Here is an 18,277-nt window from a genome sequence, read left to right as displayed (position 1 = left end):
CAGCGTGACCCGGGGTTCAGTCCTGGGTTTCGCTGAGCAGCTTGATGGCTGCGGAGCCGACTTTGCGTACCGCGTCCTCGATCTGCGCGGTTGGCTTGGCAGCGTAGTTCATCCGCAGGCAGTTGCGGTACTTGCCCGAGGCGGAAAAGATGCTGCCCACGGCGATCTGCACGCCTTGGTCGAGCAGTGCCCGGTTGAGTTTCAGAGCGTCGAAGCCTTCAGGCAGTTCGATCCACAGCATGAAACTGCCCTGGGGACGGCTGGCGCGGGTGCCCGTGGGGAAATAGCGGCTGACCCAGTCGAGCATCAGGTCGCGATTGCGCTGGTATTGAGTGCGCATCTTGCGCAAGTGGGGCTCGAAGTGGCCGCTTTTCAAGAATTCGGCGATGGCCACCTGGGGCTGCGGGGCGGTGGAACCGGTGCTGATGTACTTCATGTGCAGCACCCGCTCCAAGTAGCGGCCGGGGGCGACCCAGCCAATGCGCAGGCCGGGGGCCAGGGTCTTGGAGAAGGAACTGCACAGCAGGACTCTACCGTCGTCGTCGAAGGACTTGATGGTTCGCGGGCGTGGGTAGGTGTAGGCCAGTTCGCCATACACATCGTCCTCGATGATCGCCACGTCGAAGCGCTGGGCCAGGGTCAGCAGGGCCCGCTTGCGTGACTCCGGCATGATGTAGCCCAAGGGGTTGTTGCAGTTGGGGGTCAACTGTATGGCCTTGATCGGCCACTGCTCCAGGGCCAGTTCCAGGGCTTCCAGACTGATCCCGGTAATAGGGTCGGTGGGGATTTCCAGGGCTTTCATGCCCAGCCCCTTGAGGGTCTGCATGGCGCCGTGAAAGCTCGGCGAGTCTACGGCAACGATGTCCCCGGGCTCGCAGATGGCGCGAATGCTGGCGGACAGGGCTTCGTGGCAGCCAGTGGTGATCACCAGATCATTGGCCCCCAGCTGGCAGCCGGAATCCAACATCAGCCGCGCCACTTGCTCGCGCAATTCCAGCACGCCGTAGATGTTGTCGTAGTGCAGGCCGGGCATGTCCTGGCGCCGACTGAGCCGGGCCAGGGCCCGCAGCAATGGCTTCATGGTCGGTGTGGTGATGTCCGGCATGCCGCGGCCCAGCTGCACCACGTCCTTGCGCGGCACCGCGCGGATCAGCTCCAGGACCTGATCCCACTGGGATATTTCCACCGGCCGCTGGGCCGGGCGACCGACCGCCGGCAGGGCGGGCAACTCACGGCTGGGAGGCACGAAGTATCCGGATTTTGGCTTGGGCATGGCCAGGCCGTTGTCTTCCAGCAGGCGATAGGCCTGCTGCACGGTGCTCAGGCTGACCCCGTGTTCTACGCTCAGGGCACGCACCGAGGGCAGTCGATCACCGGGGCGATAGAAGCCCTGTTCGATGCGGGTGCCCAGGAGTTCGGCGAGGTTCACATAGAGGGTCATGGCGTTGGCTCGAAGTGGCAGTCACGGAGGACCAGTACAGATGGGGCAAAAATACAGGATTCAGCGGAATTTTTGGCAAAACTGTATGGAAGTAATACCGCTGTATTGGGTCTGTATTGGTTTTGGTGCGGCGCCCATCATGTTCGCTCATGGCAACTTGAGCAAACAGGAGCAATGGAAATGAACGGCTTGAGCGATGTGCGGCTGTCGTTACGCAGTCAGGAACTGGAGGCCGAGCAGGAGCGGGCAGCGGCGTCGACCCTGTCGCGCTCCTCGCCGTCCGGGTTGGGTCCCTGGGGTCTGTACTGGCATCGACTGCGTACCCGCAAGGGGTTGCTGGAGTTGACCGCCGAGGAGTTGCGGGATGTAGGGCTGAGCCGCGAGGAGGCGCGGGCCGAAGGCCTCAAGCCTTTCTGGCGGCTGTAATTCCACAGCGGCGAGGAGCCGCGGAAGATCAGGCCAGCTCTTTCAGGCGATGCCAGAGCATGCCCAGGGCCAGCAGCGGCGAGCGCAGGTGCTTGCCGCCGGGGAAAGTGATGTGCGGCACCTTGGCGAACAGGTCGAAACCACCGCCCTGTTGGCCGCTGATGGCCTCCCCCAGCAACTTGCCCGCCAGGTGCGTGGCGTTCAGCCCATGGCCTGAATAGGCCTGGGCGTAATACACATTGGGCTGGTCCTTGAGTCGGCCGATCTGTGGCAGGCGATTGGCGCCGATGCCGATCATGCCGCCCCACTGGTAGTCGATCTTCACTGTGGCCAGTTGCGGGAACACTTCCAGCATCTTCGGCCGCATGTAGGCGGCGATGTCCTTGGGGTCACGCCCCGAATAATGACAGGCACCCCCGAACAGCAGGCGCCGGTCAGCCGAGAGCCGGTAGTAGTCCAGGGCCACGCGCTGGTCGCAGACCGCCATGTTCTGTGGCAGTAGCTCCTGCGCCTGGGCCTCACTCAAGGGTTCGGTGGCAATGATGTAGCTGCCGGCCGGCAGCACCTTGCCCCCCAGCTCCGGGTTGAGGTCGTTGAGGTAGGCGTTGCAACCCAGGACCAGGGTCTTGGCAAGGACCGTGCCGCGATGGCTGTGGACCTTGACCTGGGGACCGTAGTCGATGCGAGTCACTGCCGAATGCTCGAACAGACGCACGCCCATCTGCTGCGCCGCCTGGGCTTCACCCAGGGCCAGGTTCAGCGGGTGCAGATGGCCGGAGCCCATGTCGATCAGCCCGCCAACGTAGCGTTTGGAGCCCACCACGCTGTGCATTTCATCGGCCTGCAACAGGCGGGTTTCGTGGCGATAGCCCAGGCTGCGCAGCTCTTCGGCGTCTTCGGCAAAGCCTTCAAGGTCCGCTGGCTTGTTGGCCAGGTCGCAGTAGCCCCAAGTCAGATCGCAGGGGATCTGCAGGCGTTCGATGCGTTGGCGGACGATTTCCACCGCTTCCAGGCCCATGAGCTTCATCTGCCGCACGCCGTCGCTGCCGATTACCTTGGTGAACTGATCCAGGCCGTGGCCGACCCCGCGAATCAACTGTCCGCCGTTGCGGCCGCTGGCGCCCCAGCCGATCTTGCGGGCTTCCAGCAGGATCACGCTGAACCCGCGCTCGGCCAGTTCCAGGGCGGTATTGAGCCCCGAGAACCCGCCGCCTACCACGCACACGTCCGCTGTCAGCTCACCTGCCAGTGTCGGGTAGTCAGGCTGCGGCAGGCTGCTGGCGGCATAGTAAGAGGCGGCGTGCCGATCGCTGGAGGCGGATTGCTGAGCACTGGCGGGCATGGAAAGCGTCCTGATCAGGGGGTCTTGAAAAATTGCCGGAGCATAAGCCGCGGCTTTCGTTTGCGGCAACCGCAGGACGCCTGGTCCTGTCTGCGGCGGGGCATTTGAGGCAGAATTCACGGCTATTCATGTCCCGGTAGCCTTTTCATGAGCTGTAACCGTCAAATAGTCCGCAGCCTGCGTCAGCAGATTCCCTCCTTCGAGTGCGTTCCTGGCTGCCACGATTGCTGTGGGCCAGTGACCACTTCGCCTGAGGAAATGTCCCGCCTGCCGCGCAAGACTGCTGCCGAACAGGACGCCGCCATGGATGAACTCAACTGTGTGCACCTGGGCCCCAATGGCTGCACAGTGTATGACGAGCGCCCGCTGATCTGTCGCCTGTTCGGCACCACGCCGAGCCTGCCGTGCCCCAACGGCCGGCGTCCGGTGGAGATGATCCACCCCCGGGTCGAGAAGCAGATCCACGACTACATGGCCAGCAATCGTCAGGTCCTGGTCTAGCCCGCCACACCTTGTAGGAGCCGGCTTGCCGGCGAAAGCGTCCCGGAACCGGCGCCCCTCATTTCAATCCGGAATCGGCAGGCTCAGGCTCTCCTTCACTTCCTCCATCACGATGTAGCTCTTGGATTCCCGTACATGGGGCAGCTTGAGCAGGATGTCCCCCAACAGCTTGCGGTAGGACGCCATCTCCGAGATCCGCGCCTTGACCAGATAGTCGAAGTCGCCGGACACCAGATGGCACTCCAGCACGTGCGGCAGCTTGAGCACCGCGCGACGGAACTCCTCGAAGGTATCGCCTGACTTGTAGTCCAGGCTGATTTCGACGAACACCAGCAGGCTGCCCTTCAAATGCTGCGGATTGAGCCGGGCGTTGTAGCCCATGATGATTCCTTCGCGTTCCAGGCGGCGCACGCGCTCGGTGCAGGGGGTGGTGGAGAGGCCGACCCGTTCCCCCAGCTCGGTGAAGGAAATACGCCCATCGGCCTGCAGTATCCGCAGGATATTGCGATCTATCTTGTCCAGGGCACGACGGGTCTGATGATTGGTGCGCATAGGGGATGCCCCTCCGTGAAAAGCGATATGGCCGAGAATTCTCGCCAAATATAGGCGGTTATATAGTGAAAATCACTGCTCAATGTTTCTTACACTGCGCCCATCTTTGCTCTGAATAACAAACGTCAGCGGTCAAGCCGCGATGAGGGATATGAAAATGCGCGTTCTGGTCTTGGGCAGTGGCGTTATCGGAACCACCAGTGCCTATTACCTGGCTCGGGCCGGGTTTGATGTGACCGTGGTGGACCGCCAACCGGCCGCAGCCATGGAAACCAGCTTCGCCAACGCCGGTCAGGTATCCCCTGGCTATGCCTCGCCCTGGGCTGCTCCGGGCGTGCCGCTCAAGGCCATCAAATGGCTGCTGCAGCGCCACGCACCGCTGGCAATCAAGGCCACCGCCGATATCGACCAGTACCTGTGGATGGCGCAGATGCTGCGCAACTGCACCGCCAGCCGTTACGCGGTGAACAAAGAACGCATGGTGCGCCTGTCCGAATACAGCCGTGACTGCCTCGACGAACTGCGGGCGGAAACCGGTATCGCCTACGAGGGCCGCAGCCTGGGCACCACCCAGCTGTTCCGTACCCAGGCGCAACTGGACGGCGCGGCGAAAGACATCGCCGTGCTCAAGGAATCCGGCGTGCCGTTCGAGCTGCTGGATCGCGAGGGCATCGCCCGGGTCGAACCGGCTCTGGCCAACGTCACCGACATCCTCGCCGGTGCCCTGCGCCTGCCGAATGACCAGACCGGCGACTGCCAGATCTTCACCACTCGCCTGGCCGAAATGGCCATCAAGCTGGGAGTGGAGTTCCGTTTTGGCCAGGACATCCAGCGCCTCGACTTCGCCGGCGACCGGATCAATGGCGTGTGGATCGACGGCAAGCTGGAAACCGCCGACCGCTACGTGCTGGCCCTGGGCAGCTATTCGCCGCAACTGCTCAAGCCGTTGGGCATCAAGGCCCCGGTCTACCCGCTCAAGGGCTACTCCCTGACCGTGCCGATCACCAACCCGGCCATGGCTCCGACTTCGACCATCCTCGACGAGACCTACAAGGTTGCGATCACCCGTTTCGATAACCGTATCCGGGTCGGCGGCATGGCTGAAATAGCCGGTTTTGACCTCTCGCTGAACCCGCGCCGGCGTGAAACGCTGGAGATGATCGTCAACGATCTCTATCCTCAGGGCGGCGATCTGTCCCAGGCCAGTTTCTGGACCGGGCTGCGTCCTACCACCCCGGATGGCACGCCAATCGTTGGTGCCACGCCGTTCCGCAATCTGTTCTTGAACACCGGTCATGGCACCCTCGGTTGGACCATGGCCTGTGGTTCCGGTCGTTTACTGGCGGATCTGATGGCCAAGAAAAAACCGCAGATCAGCGCCGAAGGCCTCGATATTTCCCGTTACGGCAACCCTCAGGAGTCAGCTAAACATGTCAATCCAGCGCCAGCTCACCAATGAGCGCATGAGTCAGATCGTCGTTCACAGCGGTACGGTGTATCTGTCCGGGCAAGTCGGTGACGACCTGCAGGCCGGGATTGAACAGCAGACTCGGGAGACCCTGGCCAACATCGAGCGTCTGCTGGATCTGGCCGGTACCGACAAAAGCAAGCTGCTGTCGGTGACCATCTACCTGAAGGACATCGATGCCCACTTCGCTGGCATGAACAGTGTCTGGGACCAGTGGCTGCCAAAAGGCGTGGCGCCGGCCCGGGCTACTGTGGAAGCCAAGCTCTGCGAACCGGAAATCCTGGTTGAGCTGTCCGTAGTGGCCGCTCTGCCTTAAGCGACAAGATCCCTCTCCCGGTGCCGGTGGCGGCTCGCCGTTATCCAGCACCGGTTTTTTATTCCCCATGACCGCCTAGAAGTCTGCCGCCATGCGCCCTGCCCGTGCCCTGATCGATCTCCAAGCCCTGCGTCACAACTACCAACTGGCCCGTGAAGTTTCGGGTGTTCGTGCTCTCGCGGTGATCAAGGCCGATGCCTACGGTCATGGCGCGGTGCGCTGCGCCCAGGCGCTGGAGAGCGAGGCCGATGGCTTTGCCGTGGCCTGTATCGAGGAAGCCCTGGAGCTGCGCGCCGCGGGCATTCGTGCGCCGGTGCTGCTGCTGGAAGGCTTTTTCGAAGCCTCCGAACTGGCGCTGATCGTCGAGCATGATTTCTGGTGCGTGGTGCATTCGCTGTGGCAACTCGAAGCCATCGAGCAGGCGGCCGTGGCCAAGCCACTGACGGTCTGGCTCAAGCTGGACTCGGGCATGCACCGGGTCGGCCTGCATCCCAAGGATTATCAGGCGGCGTATCAGCGCCTGCAGGCCAGCGGCAAGGTCGAGAAGATCGTGCTGATGAGCCACTTTGCCCGCGCCGATGAGCTGGACTGCCCACGCAGCAGCGAGCAGGTCGCGGTATTCGAAGCGGCTCGCCAGGGCCTCGGAGCAGAAATCAGCCTGCGCAATTCGCCCGCGGTATTGGGCTGGCCCAGCGTACCGAGTGACTGGGTTCGCCCGGGCATCATGCTCTACGGTTCCACGCCGTTCGAAGAAAACAACTCCGTGGCAGAGCGGCTGCAGCCGGTCATGACCCTGGAATCCAAGGTGATCTGTGTGCGTGAGCTGCCCGCCGGCGAGCCGGTCGGCTATGGCGCCAAGTTCATCACCGACAAACCGATGCGCATTGGCGTGGTCGCCATGGGTTATGCCGATGGCTATCCACGCCACGCGCCGACCGGTACTCCGGTGTTGGTGGACGGCCAGCGCAGCCGCCTGCTGGGCCGGGTGTCCATGGACATGCTGTGTGTCGACCTGACGGATGTGCCTCAGGCCGGGCTGGGCTCCACCGTGGAATTGTGGGGCAAGAACATCCTCGCCAGCGAGGTCGCCCTGGCTGCCGATACCATCCCTTATCAGCTGTTCTGCAACCTGCGTCGGGTGCCGCTGGTGTACTGCGAAGACTGAGATTGCGCGGGTTGTACCGAAAGTCGCCTGCCCTCGGGGGAATCGGGGCCAAGTGTTGTAAATACTGAACGCTGTCGCCATGATAACGCTCAATTACAACAACGCCTGATTCCCGCCTAGGAGGCTGCCGCATTGGACGTCGGTGAACGACTGCAATCCATCCGTAAACTGAAAGGTCTTTCCCAGCGTGAACTCGCCAAGCGCGCGGGCGTCACCAATAGCACCATTTCAATGATCGAAAAGAACAGTGTCAGCCCCTCGATCAGCTCGTTGCGAAAGGTGCTGGGCGGCATTCCCATGTCCATGGTCGAGTTCTTTTCTGAGGAAGTTCTCCAGGAAACGCCTTCTCAGATCGTCTACAAGGCCCACGAACTGATCGATATTTCCGATGGTGCAGTCACCATGAAGCTGGTGGGCCGTGCCCATCCGAGTCGCGCCATTGCCTTTCTCAACGAGATCTATCCGCCGGGCGCCGACACCGGCGAAGAGATGCTCACCCATGATGGCGAAGAGACCGGGATTCTCCTCGAGGGTCGCCTGGAGCTGGTGGTAGGGCTGGAAACATTTGTCCTCGAAGCCGGTGACAGCTACTACTTTGAGAGTACGAAACCGCACCGTTTTCGTAATCCGTTCGATGCTCCGGCGCGACTAATCAGCGCAGCCACTCCGGCGAACTTCTAGACCAAGAGGCATCCTGCAAGGCTTGCAGAGAGGCCCCCAGCGACATTTCGCCGCGATTAAGACCCCTTCGACTTTGGGGTTGTTTCAGTGTGGCGGGCTAACCGTTATACTTTCGCCCGCCTGCGAAACCGTGGCCGCAGGCGTGACTAGCCACCATTGAGGGTGTACGCGTGAACCTAATTATGAAAATGCTGGCCGCACCAGCAACCGTATTGGCCCTTTGGGCAGTCAGCGCTCAAGCTGCGACTAATGATGACATTGCCAAGCGTCTTGAGCCTGTTGGCCAAGTCTGCGTCCAGGGGCAGGAATGCAAGGGTATGGAAGTCGCTGCTTCTGCAGGTGGCGGCGGTGGGGCGAAATCCCCGGATGACGTGATCGCCAAGCACTGCAATGCTTGCCACGGCACCGGCCTGTTGGGCGCACCGAAAATCGGTGATACCGCAGCCTGGAAAGAACGTGCCGATCACCAGGGCGGCCTCGACGGCATCCTGGCCAAGGCCATCACCGGTATCAACGCCATGCCGCCTAAAGGCACTTGCATGGATTGCTCCGATGACGAGCTCAAAGGTGCTATCCAGAAGATGTCCGGCCTGAAATAAGTCGCCATCTTCAGCGAAAAAGCCGCTTACGAGCGGCTTTTTTGTGGGCGTAATTCAGCCTGTGCACTGTTCAACGCAGCAAACTCCCGGCAAGCTCGGTCCAACCTCAATTCATGGATGGTCCCCGGAGGGTCAGATGCTGCAATCCTGTTCTATCGAGCATGCGGTAGATGAAGTGCTCGCCCGTTTGCCGCAACACATTCACATGGGCATGCCCCTGGGCCTGGGCAAACCCAACCGTTTTGCCAACGCCCTGTATCGCCGCATTGCCCAATTGCCCGAACGCCAACTGACGATCTACACCGCCCTGAGCCTGGGCCGTCCGTCCCTGGGCGACGGCTTGCAGAAGCGCTTTCTCGAACCCTTCGTGGAACGGGTGTTCGGCGACTATCCGGAACTGGATTTTCTCGCCGACCTGCACCGCGACAGCCTGCCGGCGAACATCCACGTCGAGCAGTTCTTCATGCAGCCCGGCAGCCTTTTGCACAGCGCCGCAGCGCAGCAGGACTACGTCAGCAGCAACTACAGCCATGCCGCCCGGGACATCAACGCCGCCGGCCTGAACCTGGTGGCACAACTGCTGGCCCGCGATCCGCAACACCCCGGCCGCCTGAGCCTGAGCTGCAACCCGGATATCACCCTCGACATGCTGCCGATAATCGCCAAGCGCCGTACCGCCGGGGAGACCATCCTGATTCTCGGCCAGGTCCACAGCGACTTGCCTTATATGCCCGGGGACGCCGAGATCGACGCCGCGGACCTCGACCTGCTGATCGACGAAGAAGAGCACAGCACGCTGTTTTCCACGCCGAACATGCCGGTGGGGATTCAGGACCATTGCATCGGCTTGCATGCCAGCACCCTGGTGCGCGACGGCGGCACCTTGCAGATCGGCATCGGCTCCATGGGTGATGCACTGACCGCAGCCTTGCTGGCGCGGCAGGCTGACAACGACGGTTATCGCGCCCTGCTGGCGGACCTGCAGGTGAACCAATGGCAGTCGCTGATTGACCGCGAAGGTGGCGTCGAGCCTTTTGCCCAGGGCCTTTACGGTTGCAGTGAAATGTTCGTCAACGGTCTGCTGGTCCTGGCGGATGCCGGCATCGTGCGGCGCAAGGTCTACCCGACTCTGGAGCTGCAACAGCGAGCCAACGCCGGCACCCTGGACCCGGCCGCGGCTGGCGGGGTCTCGGTCCACGGTGGTTTCTTCCTTGGTCCGCGCAGTTTCTATCAGCGGCTGCGAGAGTTGCCCAAGAGCAAGCTGGCGGAGTTCAACATGACCGCCATCAGCTACATCAACGAGCTCTATGGCGACGAGGCCCTCAAGCGCCTGCAGCGTCGGGACGCACGATTCATCAACAGCGCCTTCACCATGACCCTGATGGGCGCGGCGGTGTCCGATCAGTTGCAGGGTGGGAAGGTACTGAGCGGCGTTGGTGGGCAGTACAACTTCGTAGCCCAGGGGCATGCTCTGCACGATGCTCGCTCGGTACTGATCCTGCGCAGCTGGCGTGAATCCGCTGGCGAGGTCAGTTCCAACATCGTCTGGGAGTACGGCCATTGCACCATCCCGCGCCATCTGCGGGACATCGTGATCACCGAGTACGGTATTGCCGATCTGCGGGGTAAAACGGATGCGAAAGTGATCGAGGCTCTGCTCAATATCAGCGACTCACGCTTTCAGCCAGGGTTGATGGAGCAGGCGCAGAAAGCCGGAAAACTGCCGAAGGATTTTCGTCTGGACCCGCGTTTTACCGACAACAGCCCACAGCGTTTGCAGAATATTCAGGCACGTCACCGCCACCTGTTTACGGAGTATCCGTTGGGCAGTGATTTCAGCGATGAAGAGCGTGACCTGCTGCGGGCGCTGAACTGGCTCAAGAGCAAGTTCAAGCTCAGCGAGATCTTCGAGCTGGGCAAGGCGGCACTCGATGCGCCGGAGCCTGAGGCATTTCCGGCGCACCTTGAGCGCATGGGGCTGGAGAAGCCCGAAGGCCTGCGTGAAGACCTGTACCAGCGTTTCCTGCTGGCTGGCCTGCAGGCCACTGCAACCACCTTGTCGTAGGAGCCGGCTTGCCGGCGAATGGGCCATCAAGTCTTGCATTGCTCTCAAGGGCGTCTTCGCTGGCAAGCCAGCTCCTACACAAGTCAACTCCTGAGCAGGTCTGGCAGGCGGGGTTACTCGATGAAGGTGACCACGCCGCCAGCCAGGGATTTGACCCGGGCCAGGGATTCCACGCGGTAGCCCTGGGAGTCCAGTTCGGCACGGCCGCCCTGGAAGGACTTTTCGATCACGATGCCCAGGCCGGCCACGGCGGCACCGGCCTGCTTGATGATCGAGATCAGCGCCTGGGACGCCTTACCGTTGGCCAGGAAGTCATCGATGATCAGCACACGGTCGCTGCTGGTCAGGTGCCGAGGGGAGATGGCGACGGTGCTTTCCACCTGTTTGGTGAAGGAGTACACGGTGGCCGACAGCAGGTTCTCGGTCAGGGTCAGGGACTGGTGCTTGCGGGCGAAGATCACCGGCACGCCCAGGTTCAGGCCGGTCATGATTGCCGGGGCAATCCCCGAGGCTTCGATGGTGACGATCTTGGTGATGCCCGAGTCCTTGAACAGCGTGGCGAATTCGTCGCCGATCAGCTTCATCAACTGCGGATCGATCTGATGGTTCAGAAAGGCGTCGACTTTCAGTACTTGATCGGAAAGCACGATGCCTTCTTCGCGAATTTTCTTGTGCAGTGCTTCCACGGAGCTTCCTCAAATAGCGCCTGTTGCGCCAAAGGTCAGTTAAAAATAGTCGATTTTAGCGCTTTAACATCGCGCGTATATCCGCCAAAGCGCTATTGCCGCGAACGGCTTTGACTTCGGTCGGCGTGTCGTCGTTGCCTTCCCAGGCTAGATCGTCCGGGGGCAGTTCATCGAGGAATCGGCTCGGTGCGCAGTCGATGATTTCACCGTATTGCTTGCGCTTGGCCGCGAAGGTGAAGGCCAGGGTCTGGCGAGCACGGGTAATGCCCACATAGGCCAGGCGTCGTTCTTCCTCGATGGTGTCGGCTTCGATACTGGAGCGGTGCGGGAGGATTTCCTCTTCCATGCCCATGATGAACACGTAGGGAAATTCCAGGCCCTTGGAGGCATGCAAGGTCATCATCTGTACACCTTCGGCGCCGTCTTCCTCTTCCTGCTGGCGTTCCAGCATGTCCCGCAGGACCAGCTTGCCGATGGCGTCCTCGACGGTCATTTCGCCGTCTTCGTCTTTTTCCAGGGTGTTCTTCAAGGCCTCGATCAGGAACCAGACGTTGCCCATCCGGTAGTCCGCGGCCTTGTCGCTGGAGCTGTTGGTGCGCAACCAGTTCTCGTAGTCGATGTCCATGACCATGCTGCGCAGCGCTGAGATCGGGTCCTCTCCAGCACACTGCTCGCGGACCCGATCCATGAAGCGCTTGAAGCGCGCCAGGCGGTCGGTGAAACGGCTGTCCAGGTGCTCGCCCAGGCCGATTTCATCGGTGGCGGCGTACATCGAGATCTTGCGCTCGGTGGCGTAGTTGCCGAGTTTTTCCAGGGTCGTGGAGCCGATTTCCCGACGCGGTACGTTGATCACCCTGAGGAAGGCGTTGTCGTCGTCCGGGTTGACGATCAGGCGGAAGTAGGCCATCAGATCCTTTACTTCCTGGCGTCCGAAGAAGCTGTTACCACCGGACAGACGATAGGGCACCTGGTGGTGCTGCAGCTTCAGTTCGATCAGCTTGGCCTGGTAGTTGCCCCGGTAAAGAATGGCGAAGTCGCTGTAGGGCCGGTCGGTGCGCAGGTGCAGGCTAAGGATCTCCATGGCCACCCGTTCGGCCTCGGCGTCTTCGTTGCGGCAGCGGATCACGCGGATCTCGTCGCCGTGGCCCATTTCGCTCCACAGCTGCTTTTCGAATTCGTGGGGGTTGTTGGAGATCAGCACGTTGGCGCAGCGCAGGATGCGGCTGGTGGAGCGGTAGTTCTGCTCCAGCATCACCACTTTCAGGGACGGGTAGTCGTCCTTGAGCAGCATCAGGTTTTCCGGGCGCGCGCCGCGCCAGGCGTAGATCGACTGGTCGTCGTCGCCCACCACGGTGAACTGGTTGCGCTTGCCGATCAGCATCTTCACCAGCAGGTACTGGCTGGCGTTGGTGTCCTGGTATTCGTCCACCAACAGGTAGCGGACCTTGTTCTGCCATTTTTCCAGGATGTCGGCGTGTTCCTCGAACAGTTTCACCGGCAGCAGGATCAGGTCGTCGAAGTCCACCGCGTTGAACGCCTTGAGCGTGCGCTGGTAGTGGGTGTAGACGATGGCGGCGGTCTGCTCCTTGGGATTGCGGGCATTCTCCAGGGCTTGGGCCGGCAGGATCAGGTCGTTCTTCCACGAGCCGATCATGTTCTTGATCTCGTCGACGCCGTCGTCCCCGGAATACTCCTTCTGCATGATGTCGGTCATCAGGGCCTTGACGTCGGTCTCGTCGAAGATCGAGAAGCCCGGCTTGTAGCCCAGCCGCACATGCTCCTTGCGGATGATGTTCAGGCCCAGGTTGTGGAAGGTCGAGACCGTCAGGCCGCGACCTTCGCCGCTGCGCAGCAGGGTGCCGACCCGTTCCTTCATTTCCCGCGCGGCCTTGTTGGTAAAGGTCATGGCGACAATGTACTGGGCGCGGATGCCGCAATTCTGGATCAGGTGCGCGATCTTGCGGGTGATCACGCTGGTCTTGCCGGAGCCTGCGCCGGCGAGCACCAAAAGAGGGCCGCCGACATAGTTCACGGCTTCTTGCTGCCGGGGATTGAGTCGGGACATGACGGTAAAAAGGGATCGGTTACGAAAAGGGCGGGCATTTTAACAGGCTGGACAGATTCTGCTGCCTCTGTCCGACTTGTGACGCACAACGCGATCTAAATTTGCCGGTTTTGATACTTTCCCTCAGGATGCGCGCTGAATATGCGTCTAATGTTTGAGTTAGAGCGGTACAAGAAATTGCGTATGATAATCAATATCAATTGTTATTGCTTATTTGCGCGCCATAATGCCCGCCGCCAACTTATTTTGCAGAGTCTAGGGAGCTAGCTTGTCTAAGCCTGTCGAACCCTTGCGTTTGCTGCTACTGGCCGAAGAGCCCGTGTGGACAGCGTTGTTGCGCGAGTGTGTCGCTCCGTTGGGAGACTCGGTGGTATTGATCAGTGCTCCCACCTGGGAGTCGGTCAGTCGTTTGTTCGAAGAAGATCGCAATGCGGTCCTGTTGACCATTCCACGCCTGCAGCCCGGTCCCGGGCGTTGCAGTTTGCCCACCATCCTATTGCTAGACCATGAGCCCTCGGCGGCCCCGGTGGGCGTCAGCGACTGGCTGGTAGGTTCCTGCCTGAGTACCGATGCCCTGCGCCGCTGCCTGCGTCATGTGCGCGAGCGCGGTGTGCTGGAAAACACCCTGCAACGCCTGGCCGAGCAGGACCCCCTGACCGGTATCGCCAACCGCCAGGGCTTCCAGACCCTGCTGGCCGCGCGGCTGGCGGAAAACGATGGTCGTGGCCTGGCCCTGGGACACCTGGACCTGGATAACTTCCGCCACGCCAACGACGCCCTCGGCCACCAGGCCGGTGACCGCCTGATCCTGCAGGTAGTGTCGCGGCTCAAGAGCCAGCTGGAGGCCGGTGACCAACTGGCCCGCCTGGGCAGCGACGAGTTTGCCTTGCTGATCGACACCCGCCGCGCCCCCCAGCGGGCCGAGTGGATGGCCGAGCGCATCACCGAAGCCATGGCCGAGCCTTATTGGGTCGACGGCGAAAGCCTGCTGATCGGCTGCAGCCTGGGGATTGCCCATGCCCGGGCCAATGCCGGCGCCGACCCACTGATGTGGCATGCACATATCGCCATGCAGCAGGCCAAGAGCACTCAGGGCTGCACCTTTCATATCTTCAACGAGCGGATCAATCGCAACGCCCGCAGCCTCGCCGATCTGGAAAGCGAACTGCGTCGAGCCTTGCGCCGTGACGAACTGGAGCTGCATTACCAGCCGCGGCTGAACCTGCATGACGGCAAGATTGTCGGCCTCGAAGCCCTGGTGCGTTGGCGCCACGGCGAGCGCGGGCTGCTGCCGCCCAGCGAGTTCGTGCCCCTGGCCGAGCAGAGCGGGCTGATCGTGCCCCTGGGCTACTGGGTGATTTCCCGGGCTCTGCGCGACATGCAGGCCTTGCGCGAACGCGGCCTGCCGCCGTTGCACATGGCGGTGAACCTGTCGTTCCGCCAGTTCCAGGACAGCCAGCTGCTGTCGACCCTGAGCCGGCTGATCAGCGAACGCGGGGTCGAGGCGCAGTGGCTGGAATTCGAATTGACCGAGACCGCAGTGATGCGCCGCAGTGACCTGGTGAAACAGACCATGGATGCCCTCGGGCGACTGGGAGTGCGTTTCTCCCTCGACGATTTCGGTACCGGCTTCTCTTCTTTTGTCCACCTCAACAGCCTGCCCATCACCCTGCTCAAGGTCGACAAGAGCTTTGTCGGTGGCATGGAGCAGCGCGAAGAGAACCGCAAGCTGGTCCACGCCATGATCAACCTGGCCCACAACCTCAACCTGAATGTGGTGGCTGAAGGCGTGGAGACCGCGGAACAGCTGGCTTTGCTGCGGGACTTTGGCTGCGACCAGGCCCAGGGCTACCTGATCAGCAAGCCGCTGCCCCTGGTGGATTTGATGGAGTACCTGACGTTCGGCAGCAGCCAGCAGTCGTTGCAGGAAGGGACGCTATAGGCAACTGATACCGGTGCTGATCCCCCGCCATGGGCGGCGGTGATCAGCTCCCCGTCAATCCGCGTTGCTGGTCTTAAGGTTGATCGCCGCTGTCACAGGCTCGCGCTTGATCATGCGGCGCATCCGCCACTCGAACGCCAGGGTCAGGCTGATGGCCGCGCAAGCCAGGCCCAGGGCCAGTCCCCACCAGACACCGGTCGGTCCCCAGCCCAGGGTAAAGGCCATCAGCCACGCCGAAGGGGCACCGATCAGCCAGTAGCAGCCCAGGCCCACCAGGAAGGTGGTCTTGGCATCCTTGAGGCCGCGGATCGCGCCCATGGCGATGGTCTGGGTGCCATCGAACAGCTCGAACCAGGCCGCCACCGCCAACAGGCTCACCGCCAGTTGAATCACCTCGGCGAAGGCCGGGTCGTTGTGGTCGAGGAACAGCCCGATCAACTGGTTGGGCAGCAGCCAGAAAACCATTGCGAACCCCAGCATCGCCACCGCGCCGAAGGCGATGCCGACCCGTCCGGCCAACCTTGCATCCAGCAGTTGTCCGGCACCGTAGTGCTGGCCGATGCGCATGGTGATGGCGTAGGAGATGCCCGCCGGCACCATGAACGCCACCGATACAATCTGCAGGGCGATCTGATGCGCCGCCAACTGGGTGCTGCCCATGGTGCCCATGCATAGCGCGGCGAATGCGAACAACCCGACCTCCACCGCATAGGTGCCACCAATGGGCAGGCCCAGGCGCCACAGTTCCCGCAGGTAATGGGTGTTCAGCCGGGACAGGCCCTGGCGCAATGGGTACGCGGCGTAGGCCGGATGGCGCTTGATGTGCCAGGCCAGTGCCAGTGCCATGCAGTTGGCGACGATGGCGGTCACCAGGCCGATGCCCATCAGGCCGAGCTTCGGCAGGCCGAACATGCCGGTGATCAATGCATAGTTGAGCAGGAAGTTGGCCACAGTCCCTGCCAGGCTGATGACCATCACCGGCGTCGCCCGGCCGATGGCGCTGGTGAAGCCGCGCAAGGCCATGAAACTCAAGTAGCCGGGCAGGGCGAACGGCAGGATCAGCAGGAACTGGCCGGCGGCCTGGACGTTGCTTGGGGTCTGGCCGAACAGCAACAGCAGCGGTTTGAGGTTCCACAGCAGCAGGCCAGCGACCAGGGCCATGATCCAGGCCAGCCACAGGCCGGCCTGGGTCAGGCGCGTGGCGCCCTCGATGTCTCCGGCGCCCTGACGAATCGCCACCAGGGTGCCTACCGCGGCAATCACGCCGATGCAGAAAATCGAGACAAAGGAATAGCTGGCGGCGCCCAGGCCGCCGCCGGCCAGGGCTTGCGGGCTGAGGCGGGCCATCATCAGGGTGTCGGTGAGGACCATCAGCATGTGCGCCAGCTGGGAGGCGATCAGCGGCCCCGCCAGCCGCAGGATGGCCCAGAGTTCGGTACGTGCTGGATGCTGCATGGTCATCAGGCTCGATCAGGGTAAAGTCGGGGAGAGCGCTGATTCTCGGCGCTTCTGGGCCACAGCACAAAGGGATAAATATACTTGCTTGCATGATAAAAACTCATGTGAACGACTTTCTGGTAGCGTTGCGTCATTCCGCTGCCGGAGCGCATCCATGTCCCGCCGTCTTCCTCCTCTTTATGCCCTGCGTGCCTTTGAAGCGGCGGCGCGGCACAGCTCGTTCACCCGGGCGGCCGAGGAGCTGTCCATTACCCAGAGTGCTGTCAGCCGGCATATCCGCACTCTGGAGGACCACTTCGCCTGCCGGCTGTTCCAGCGCAGCGGGCGCAATGTGCAACTGACCGAGGCGGCACGCTTGCTGCTGCCGGGCATCCGCGAGGGTTTCGGTGCCCTGGAGCGGGCCTGCAATACCCTGCGGGCCGAAGACGACATCCTGCGCATGAAGGCGCCATCGACCCTGACCATGCGCTGGTTGCTGGCGCGCCTGAGTCGCTTCCGCCATCTGCAGCCGGGCAACGAAGTGCAGCTCACCAGTGCCTGGATGGATGTGGACTCCGTGGACTTCAACCAGGAGCCCTTCGACTGTGCGGTACTGCTGAGCAATGGACACTTTCCTCTGGACTGGGAAGCCAGCTACCTGTTCCCGGAGTTGCTGATCCCGGTGGGCGCTCCGAACCTGCTCGAAGACCCGCCCTGGGATGTGGCGCGGCTGGCGGCCACGGAGTTGTTGCACCCGACTCCGGACCGGCGGGACTGGCGCAGTTGGCTGGAGCAGATGGGGCTCACGGATCAGGTTTCCCTCAAGGGCGGACAGGTGTTCGACACCCTGGAGCTGGGGATGATTGCGGCGGCTCGGGGTTACGGAGTGTCCATGGGGGATCTGCTGATGGTGGCCGAGGATGTGGCTCAAGGTCGCTTGAGCCTGCCCTGGCCGACCGCCGTTGCCAGTGGCTTGAACTATTACCTGGTGTGGCCCAAGACCCGGCCGGGAGGCGAACGTTTGCGTCGTCTCAGCGATTTTCTCCAGGGCGAGGTCGAGGCCATGCAATTGCCCCCGGTAAAGCGCCTCGGCTGAAACGTTGAAGCGCCCGGCCGGCGTGGTTGGGCACATATCCTTGCAAGGCGCTCAAGTATTGCCCGGTGCCGCCGAATCCTAGGACATGGAACCAGCGTTCAGGAAGGTCCTAATTACTAAAAACACATAGAAATATTGTTGCCGAGCGTGCCACTCGATCAGGATGATCCGCCTTCTCGGCCAGGAGCCATCATGTCCCAACCCCGTGCCCGGATAGCCTCTCAGTTAGGGCTTGCCCTTGCCCTGATACTCGCCCTGGTGATCAGCGGCAGCACCCTGTTTGCCCTGCGTTCTCTGGATTCGGCGAATCTCGACACCCGAGAAGAGCACCTGGCCAGCGAAGCGCGCCTGCTGGCGGACCAGCTCAACACCTTTCACAGCAGCCTGCGCGAAAGCACCCAGCGCCTCAGTGGCTTGTTTGAAAACCGCTTCAGCAGCGGCCTGAGTCTGCATCCCGAGCAACCGGTGAGTGTGGCCGGGGTTCAGACCCCGGGC

At 62.0% G+C, this 18,277-nt stretch carries 17 protein-coding genes; 11 read left to right on the top strand and 6 right to left on the bottom strand.

Annotated features, from left to right (window positions below; genetic code table 11):
- Positions 1–16: 16 nt before the first annotated feature.
- Positions 17–1,441: an aminotransferase-like domain-containing protein gene (locus tag BLX41_RS23640; RefSeq protein ID WP_123726825.1), complete on the bottom strand. Its 1,425-nt coding sequence runs from the start codon at positions 1,439–1,441 to the stop codon at positions 17–19.
- A 180-nt stretch (positions 1,442–1,621) separates the two neighbouring features.
- On the opposite strand from BLX41_RS23640, the gene BLX41_RS23635 reads away from it, so the two are divergent.
- On the top strand, positions 1,622–1,867 hold the full coding sequence (locus BLX41_RS23635) for a DUF1127 domain-containing protein (protein WP_123726824.1): 246 nt from the start codon (positions 1,622–1,624) through the stop codon (positions 1,865–1,867).
- A 28-nt stretch (positions 1,868–1,895) separates the two neighbouring features.
- On the opposite strand, the gene BLX41_RS23630 is transcribed toward BLX41_RS23635, so the two are convergent.
- Positions 1,896–3,209 carry an NAD(P)/FAD-dependent oxidoreductase gene (locus tag BLX41_RS23630; protein ID WP_123726823.1) on the bottom strand — a complete coding sequence of 438 codons (1,314 nt, stop codon included), beginning with the start codon at positions 3,207–3,209 and terminating at the stop codon, positions 1,896–1,898.
- A 147-nt stretch (positions 3,210–3,356) separates the two neighbouring features.
- On the opposite strand from BLX41_RS23630, the gene BLX41_RS23625 reads away from it, so the two are divergent.
- On the top strand, positions 3,357–3,710 hold the full coding sequence (locus BLX41_RS23625) for a YkgJ family cysteine cluster protein (protein WP_102862531.1): 354 nt from the start codon (positions 3,357–3,359) through the stop codon (positions 3,708–3,710).
- A 63-nt stretch (positions 3,711–3,773) separates the two neighbouring features.
- On the opposite strand, the gene BLX41_RS23620 is transcribed toward BLX41_RS23625, so the two are convergent.
- Positions 3,774–4,262: an Lrp/AsnC ligand binding domain-containing protein gene (locus tag BLX41_RS23620; RefSeq protein ID WP_011064210.1), complete on the bottom strand. Its 489-nt coding sequence runs from the start codon at positions 4,260–4,262 to the stop codon at positions 3,774–3,776.
- 157 nt (positions 4,263–4,419) lie between these two features.
- Between BLX41_RS23620 and dadA the strand changes: the two genes are divergently transcribed.
- The 6 genes from dadA to BLX41_RS23590 all read left to right on the top strand — a co-directional run bounded on the left by dadA (position 4,420) and on the right by BLX41_RS23590 (position 10,556).
- Positions 4,420–5,721 (top strand): D-amino acid dehydrogenase, encoded by a 1,302-nt coding sequence (dadA, locus tag BLX41_RS23615; protein WP_123726853.1) that lies wholly within the window; start codon positions 4,420–4,422, stop codon positions 5,719–5,721.
- On the top strand, positions 5,693–6,046 hold the full coding sequence (locus BLX41_RS23610) for a RidA family protein (RefSeq protein ID WP_123726822.1): 354 nt from the start codon (positions 5,693–5,695) through the stop codon (positions 6,044–6,046). The genes dadA and BLX41_RS23610 overlap by 29 nt, the downstream gene beginning before the upstream one ends.
- Before the next feature lie 91 nt (positions 6,047–6,137).
- Positions 6,138–7,211, top strand: a complete 1,074-nt coding sequence (alr, locus tag BLX41_RS23605) for an alanine racemase (RefSeq protein ID WP_123726821.1) — start codon at positions 6,138–6,140, stop codon at positions 7,209–7,211.
- Between the two features lie 132 nt (positions 7,212–7,343).
- Entirely contained in the window at positions 7,344–7,892 is a 549-nt protein-coding gene (locus tag BLX41_RS23600) for a cupin domain-containing protein (RefSeq protein WP_123726820.1), read from the top strand.
- A gap of 182 nt (positions 7,893–8,074) precedes the next feature.
- Positions 8,075–8,491: a c-type cytochrome gene (locus BLX41_RS23595; protein ID WP_123726819.1), complete on the top strand. Its 417-nt coding sequence runs from the start codon at positions 8,075–8,077 to the stop codon at positions 8,489–8,491.
- A 136-nt stretch (positions 8,492–8,627) separates the two neighbouring features.
- The gene (locus BLX41_RS23590) at positions 8,628–10,556 is read left to right on the top strand and encodes an acetyl-CoA hydrolase/transferase C-terminal domain-containing protein (protein WP_123726818.1); all 1,929 of its coding nucleotides are present in this window, start codon (positions 8,628–8,630) and stop codon (positions 10,554–10,556) included.
- Positions 10,557–10,669: 113 nt separating this feature from the next.
- Here BLX41_RS23590 and BLX41_RS23580 read toward each other — a convergent pair whose 3' ends face one another.
- Together BLX41_RS23580 and rep are read right to left on the bottom strand one after the other, a co-directional pair.
- On the bottom strand, positions 10,670–11,242 hold the full coding sequence (locus BLX41_RS23580; RefSeq protein WP_123726817.1) for a xanthine phosphoribosyltransferase: 573 nt from the start codon (positions 11,240–11,242) through the stop codon (positions 10,670–10,672).
- A 55-nt stretch (positions 11,243–11,297) separates the two neighbouring features.
- Entirely contained in the window at positions 11,298–13,307 is a 2,010-nt protein-coding gene (gene rep, locus BLX41_RS23575) for a DNA helicase Rep (RefSeq protein WP_123726816.1), read from the bottom strand.
- Positions 13,308–13,575: 268 nt separating this feature from the next.
- On the opposite strand from rep, the gene BLX41_RS23570 reads away from it, so the two are divergent.
- Complete coding sequence (locus BLX41_RS23570; RefSeq protein ID WP_123726815.1) at positions 13,576–15,249, top strand: putative bifunctional diguanylate cyclase/phosphodiesterase; 1,674 nt, start codon at positions 13,576–13,578, stop codon at positions 15,247–15,249.
- A 54-nt stretch (positions 15,250–15,303) separates the two neighbouring features.
- Here the strand turns inward: BLX41_RS23570 and BLX41_RS23565 are convergent, their stop codons facing one another.
- Positions 15,304–16,704 (bottom strand): NorM family multidrug efflux MATE transporter, encoded by a 1,401-nt coding sequence (locus tag BLX41_RS23565; protein WP_185073740.1) that lies wholly within the window; start codon positions 16,702–16,704, stop codon positions 15,304–15,306.
- Between the two features lie 157 nt (positions 16,705–16,861).
- Between BLX41_RS23565 and BLX41_RS23560 the strand changes: the two genes are divergently transcribed.
- Together BLX41_RS23560 and BLX41_RS23550 are read left to right on the top strand one after the other, a co-directional pair.
- Positions 16,862–17,782: a LysR substrate-binding domain-containing protein gene (locus BLX41_RS23560; protein WP_123726813.1), complete on the top strand. Its 921-nt coding sequence runs from the start codon at positions 16,862–16,864 to the stop codon at positions 17,780–17,782.
- 192 nt (positions 17,783–17,974) lie between these two features.
- On the top strand, positions 17,975–18,277 hold a 303-nt coding region (locus BLX41_RS23550), incomplete at its 3' end, for a Cache 3/Cache 2 fusion domain-containing protein (protein WP_185073738.1).

The organism is Pseudomonas protegens (genome assembly GCF_003732485.1).
GTDB classification, from domain to species: domain Bacteria; phylum Pseudomonadota; class Gammaproteobacteria; order Pseudomonadales; family Pseudomonadaceae; genus Aquipseudomonas; species Aquipseudomonas protegens_B.
The sequence above is the reverse complement of the archived record's forward strand: the minus strand, read 5'-3'. Positions and strand labels throughout refer to the sequence as shown.

Coding starts and splice junctions, on each gene's coding strand:
- BLX41_RS23640 (WP_123726825.1), bottom strand. CDS start 1,441: ATGACCCTCTATGTGAACCTCGCCGAACTCCTGGGCACCCGCATCGAA.
- BLX41_RS23635 (WP_123726824.1), top strand. CDS start 1,622: ATGAACGGCTTGAGCGATGTGCGGCTGTCGTTACGCAGTCAGGAACTG.
- BLX41_RS23630 (WP_123726823.1), bottom strand. CDS start 3,209: ATGCCCGCCAGTGCTCAGCAATCCGCCTCCAGCGATCGGCACGCCGCC.
- BLX41_RS23625 (WP_102862531.1), top strand. CDS start 3,357: ATGAGCTGTAACCGTCAAATAGTCCGCAGCCTGCGTCAGCAGATTCCC.
- BLX41_RS23620 (WP_011064210.1), bottom strand. CDS start 4,262: ATGCGCACCAATCATCAGACCCGTCGTGCCCTGGACAAGATAGATCGC.
- dadA (WP_123726853.1), top strand. CDS start 4,420: ATGCGCGTTCTGGTCTTGGGCAGTGGCGTTATCGGAACCACCAGTGCC.
- BLX41_RS23610 (WP_123726822.1), top strand. CDS start 5,693: ATGTCAATCCAGCGCCAGCTCACCAATGAGCGCATGAGTCAGATCGTC.
- alr (WP_123726821.1), top strand. CDS start 6,138: ATGCGCCCTGCCCGTGCCCTGATCGATCTCCAAGCCCTGCGTCACAAC.
- BLX41_RS23595 (WP_123726819.1), top strand. CDS start 8,075: ATGAAAATGCTGGCCGCACCAGCAACCGTATTGGCCCTTTGGGCAGTC.
- BLX41_RS23590 (WP_123726818.1), top strand. CDS start 8,628: ATGCTGCAATCCTGTTCTATCGAGCATGCGGTAGATGAAGTGCTCGCC.
- rep (WP_123726816.1), bottom strand. CDS start 13,307: ATGTCCCGACTCAATCCCCGGCAGCAAGAAGCCGTGAACTATGTCGGC.
- BLX41_RS23565 (WP_185073740.1), bottom strand. CDS start 16,704: ATGCAGCATCCAGCACGTACCGAACTCTGGGCCATCCTGCGGCTGGCG.
- BLX41_RS23560 (WP_123726813.1), top strand. CDS start 16,862: ATGTCCCGCCGTCTTCCTCCTCTTTATGCCCTGCGTGCCTTTGAAGCG.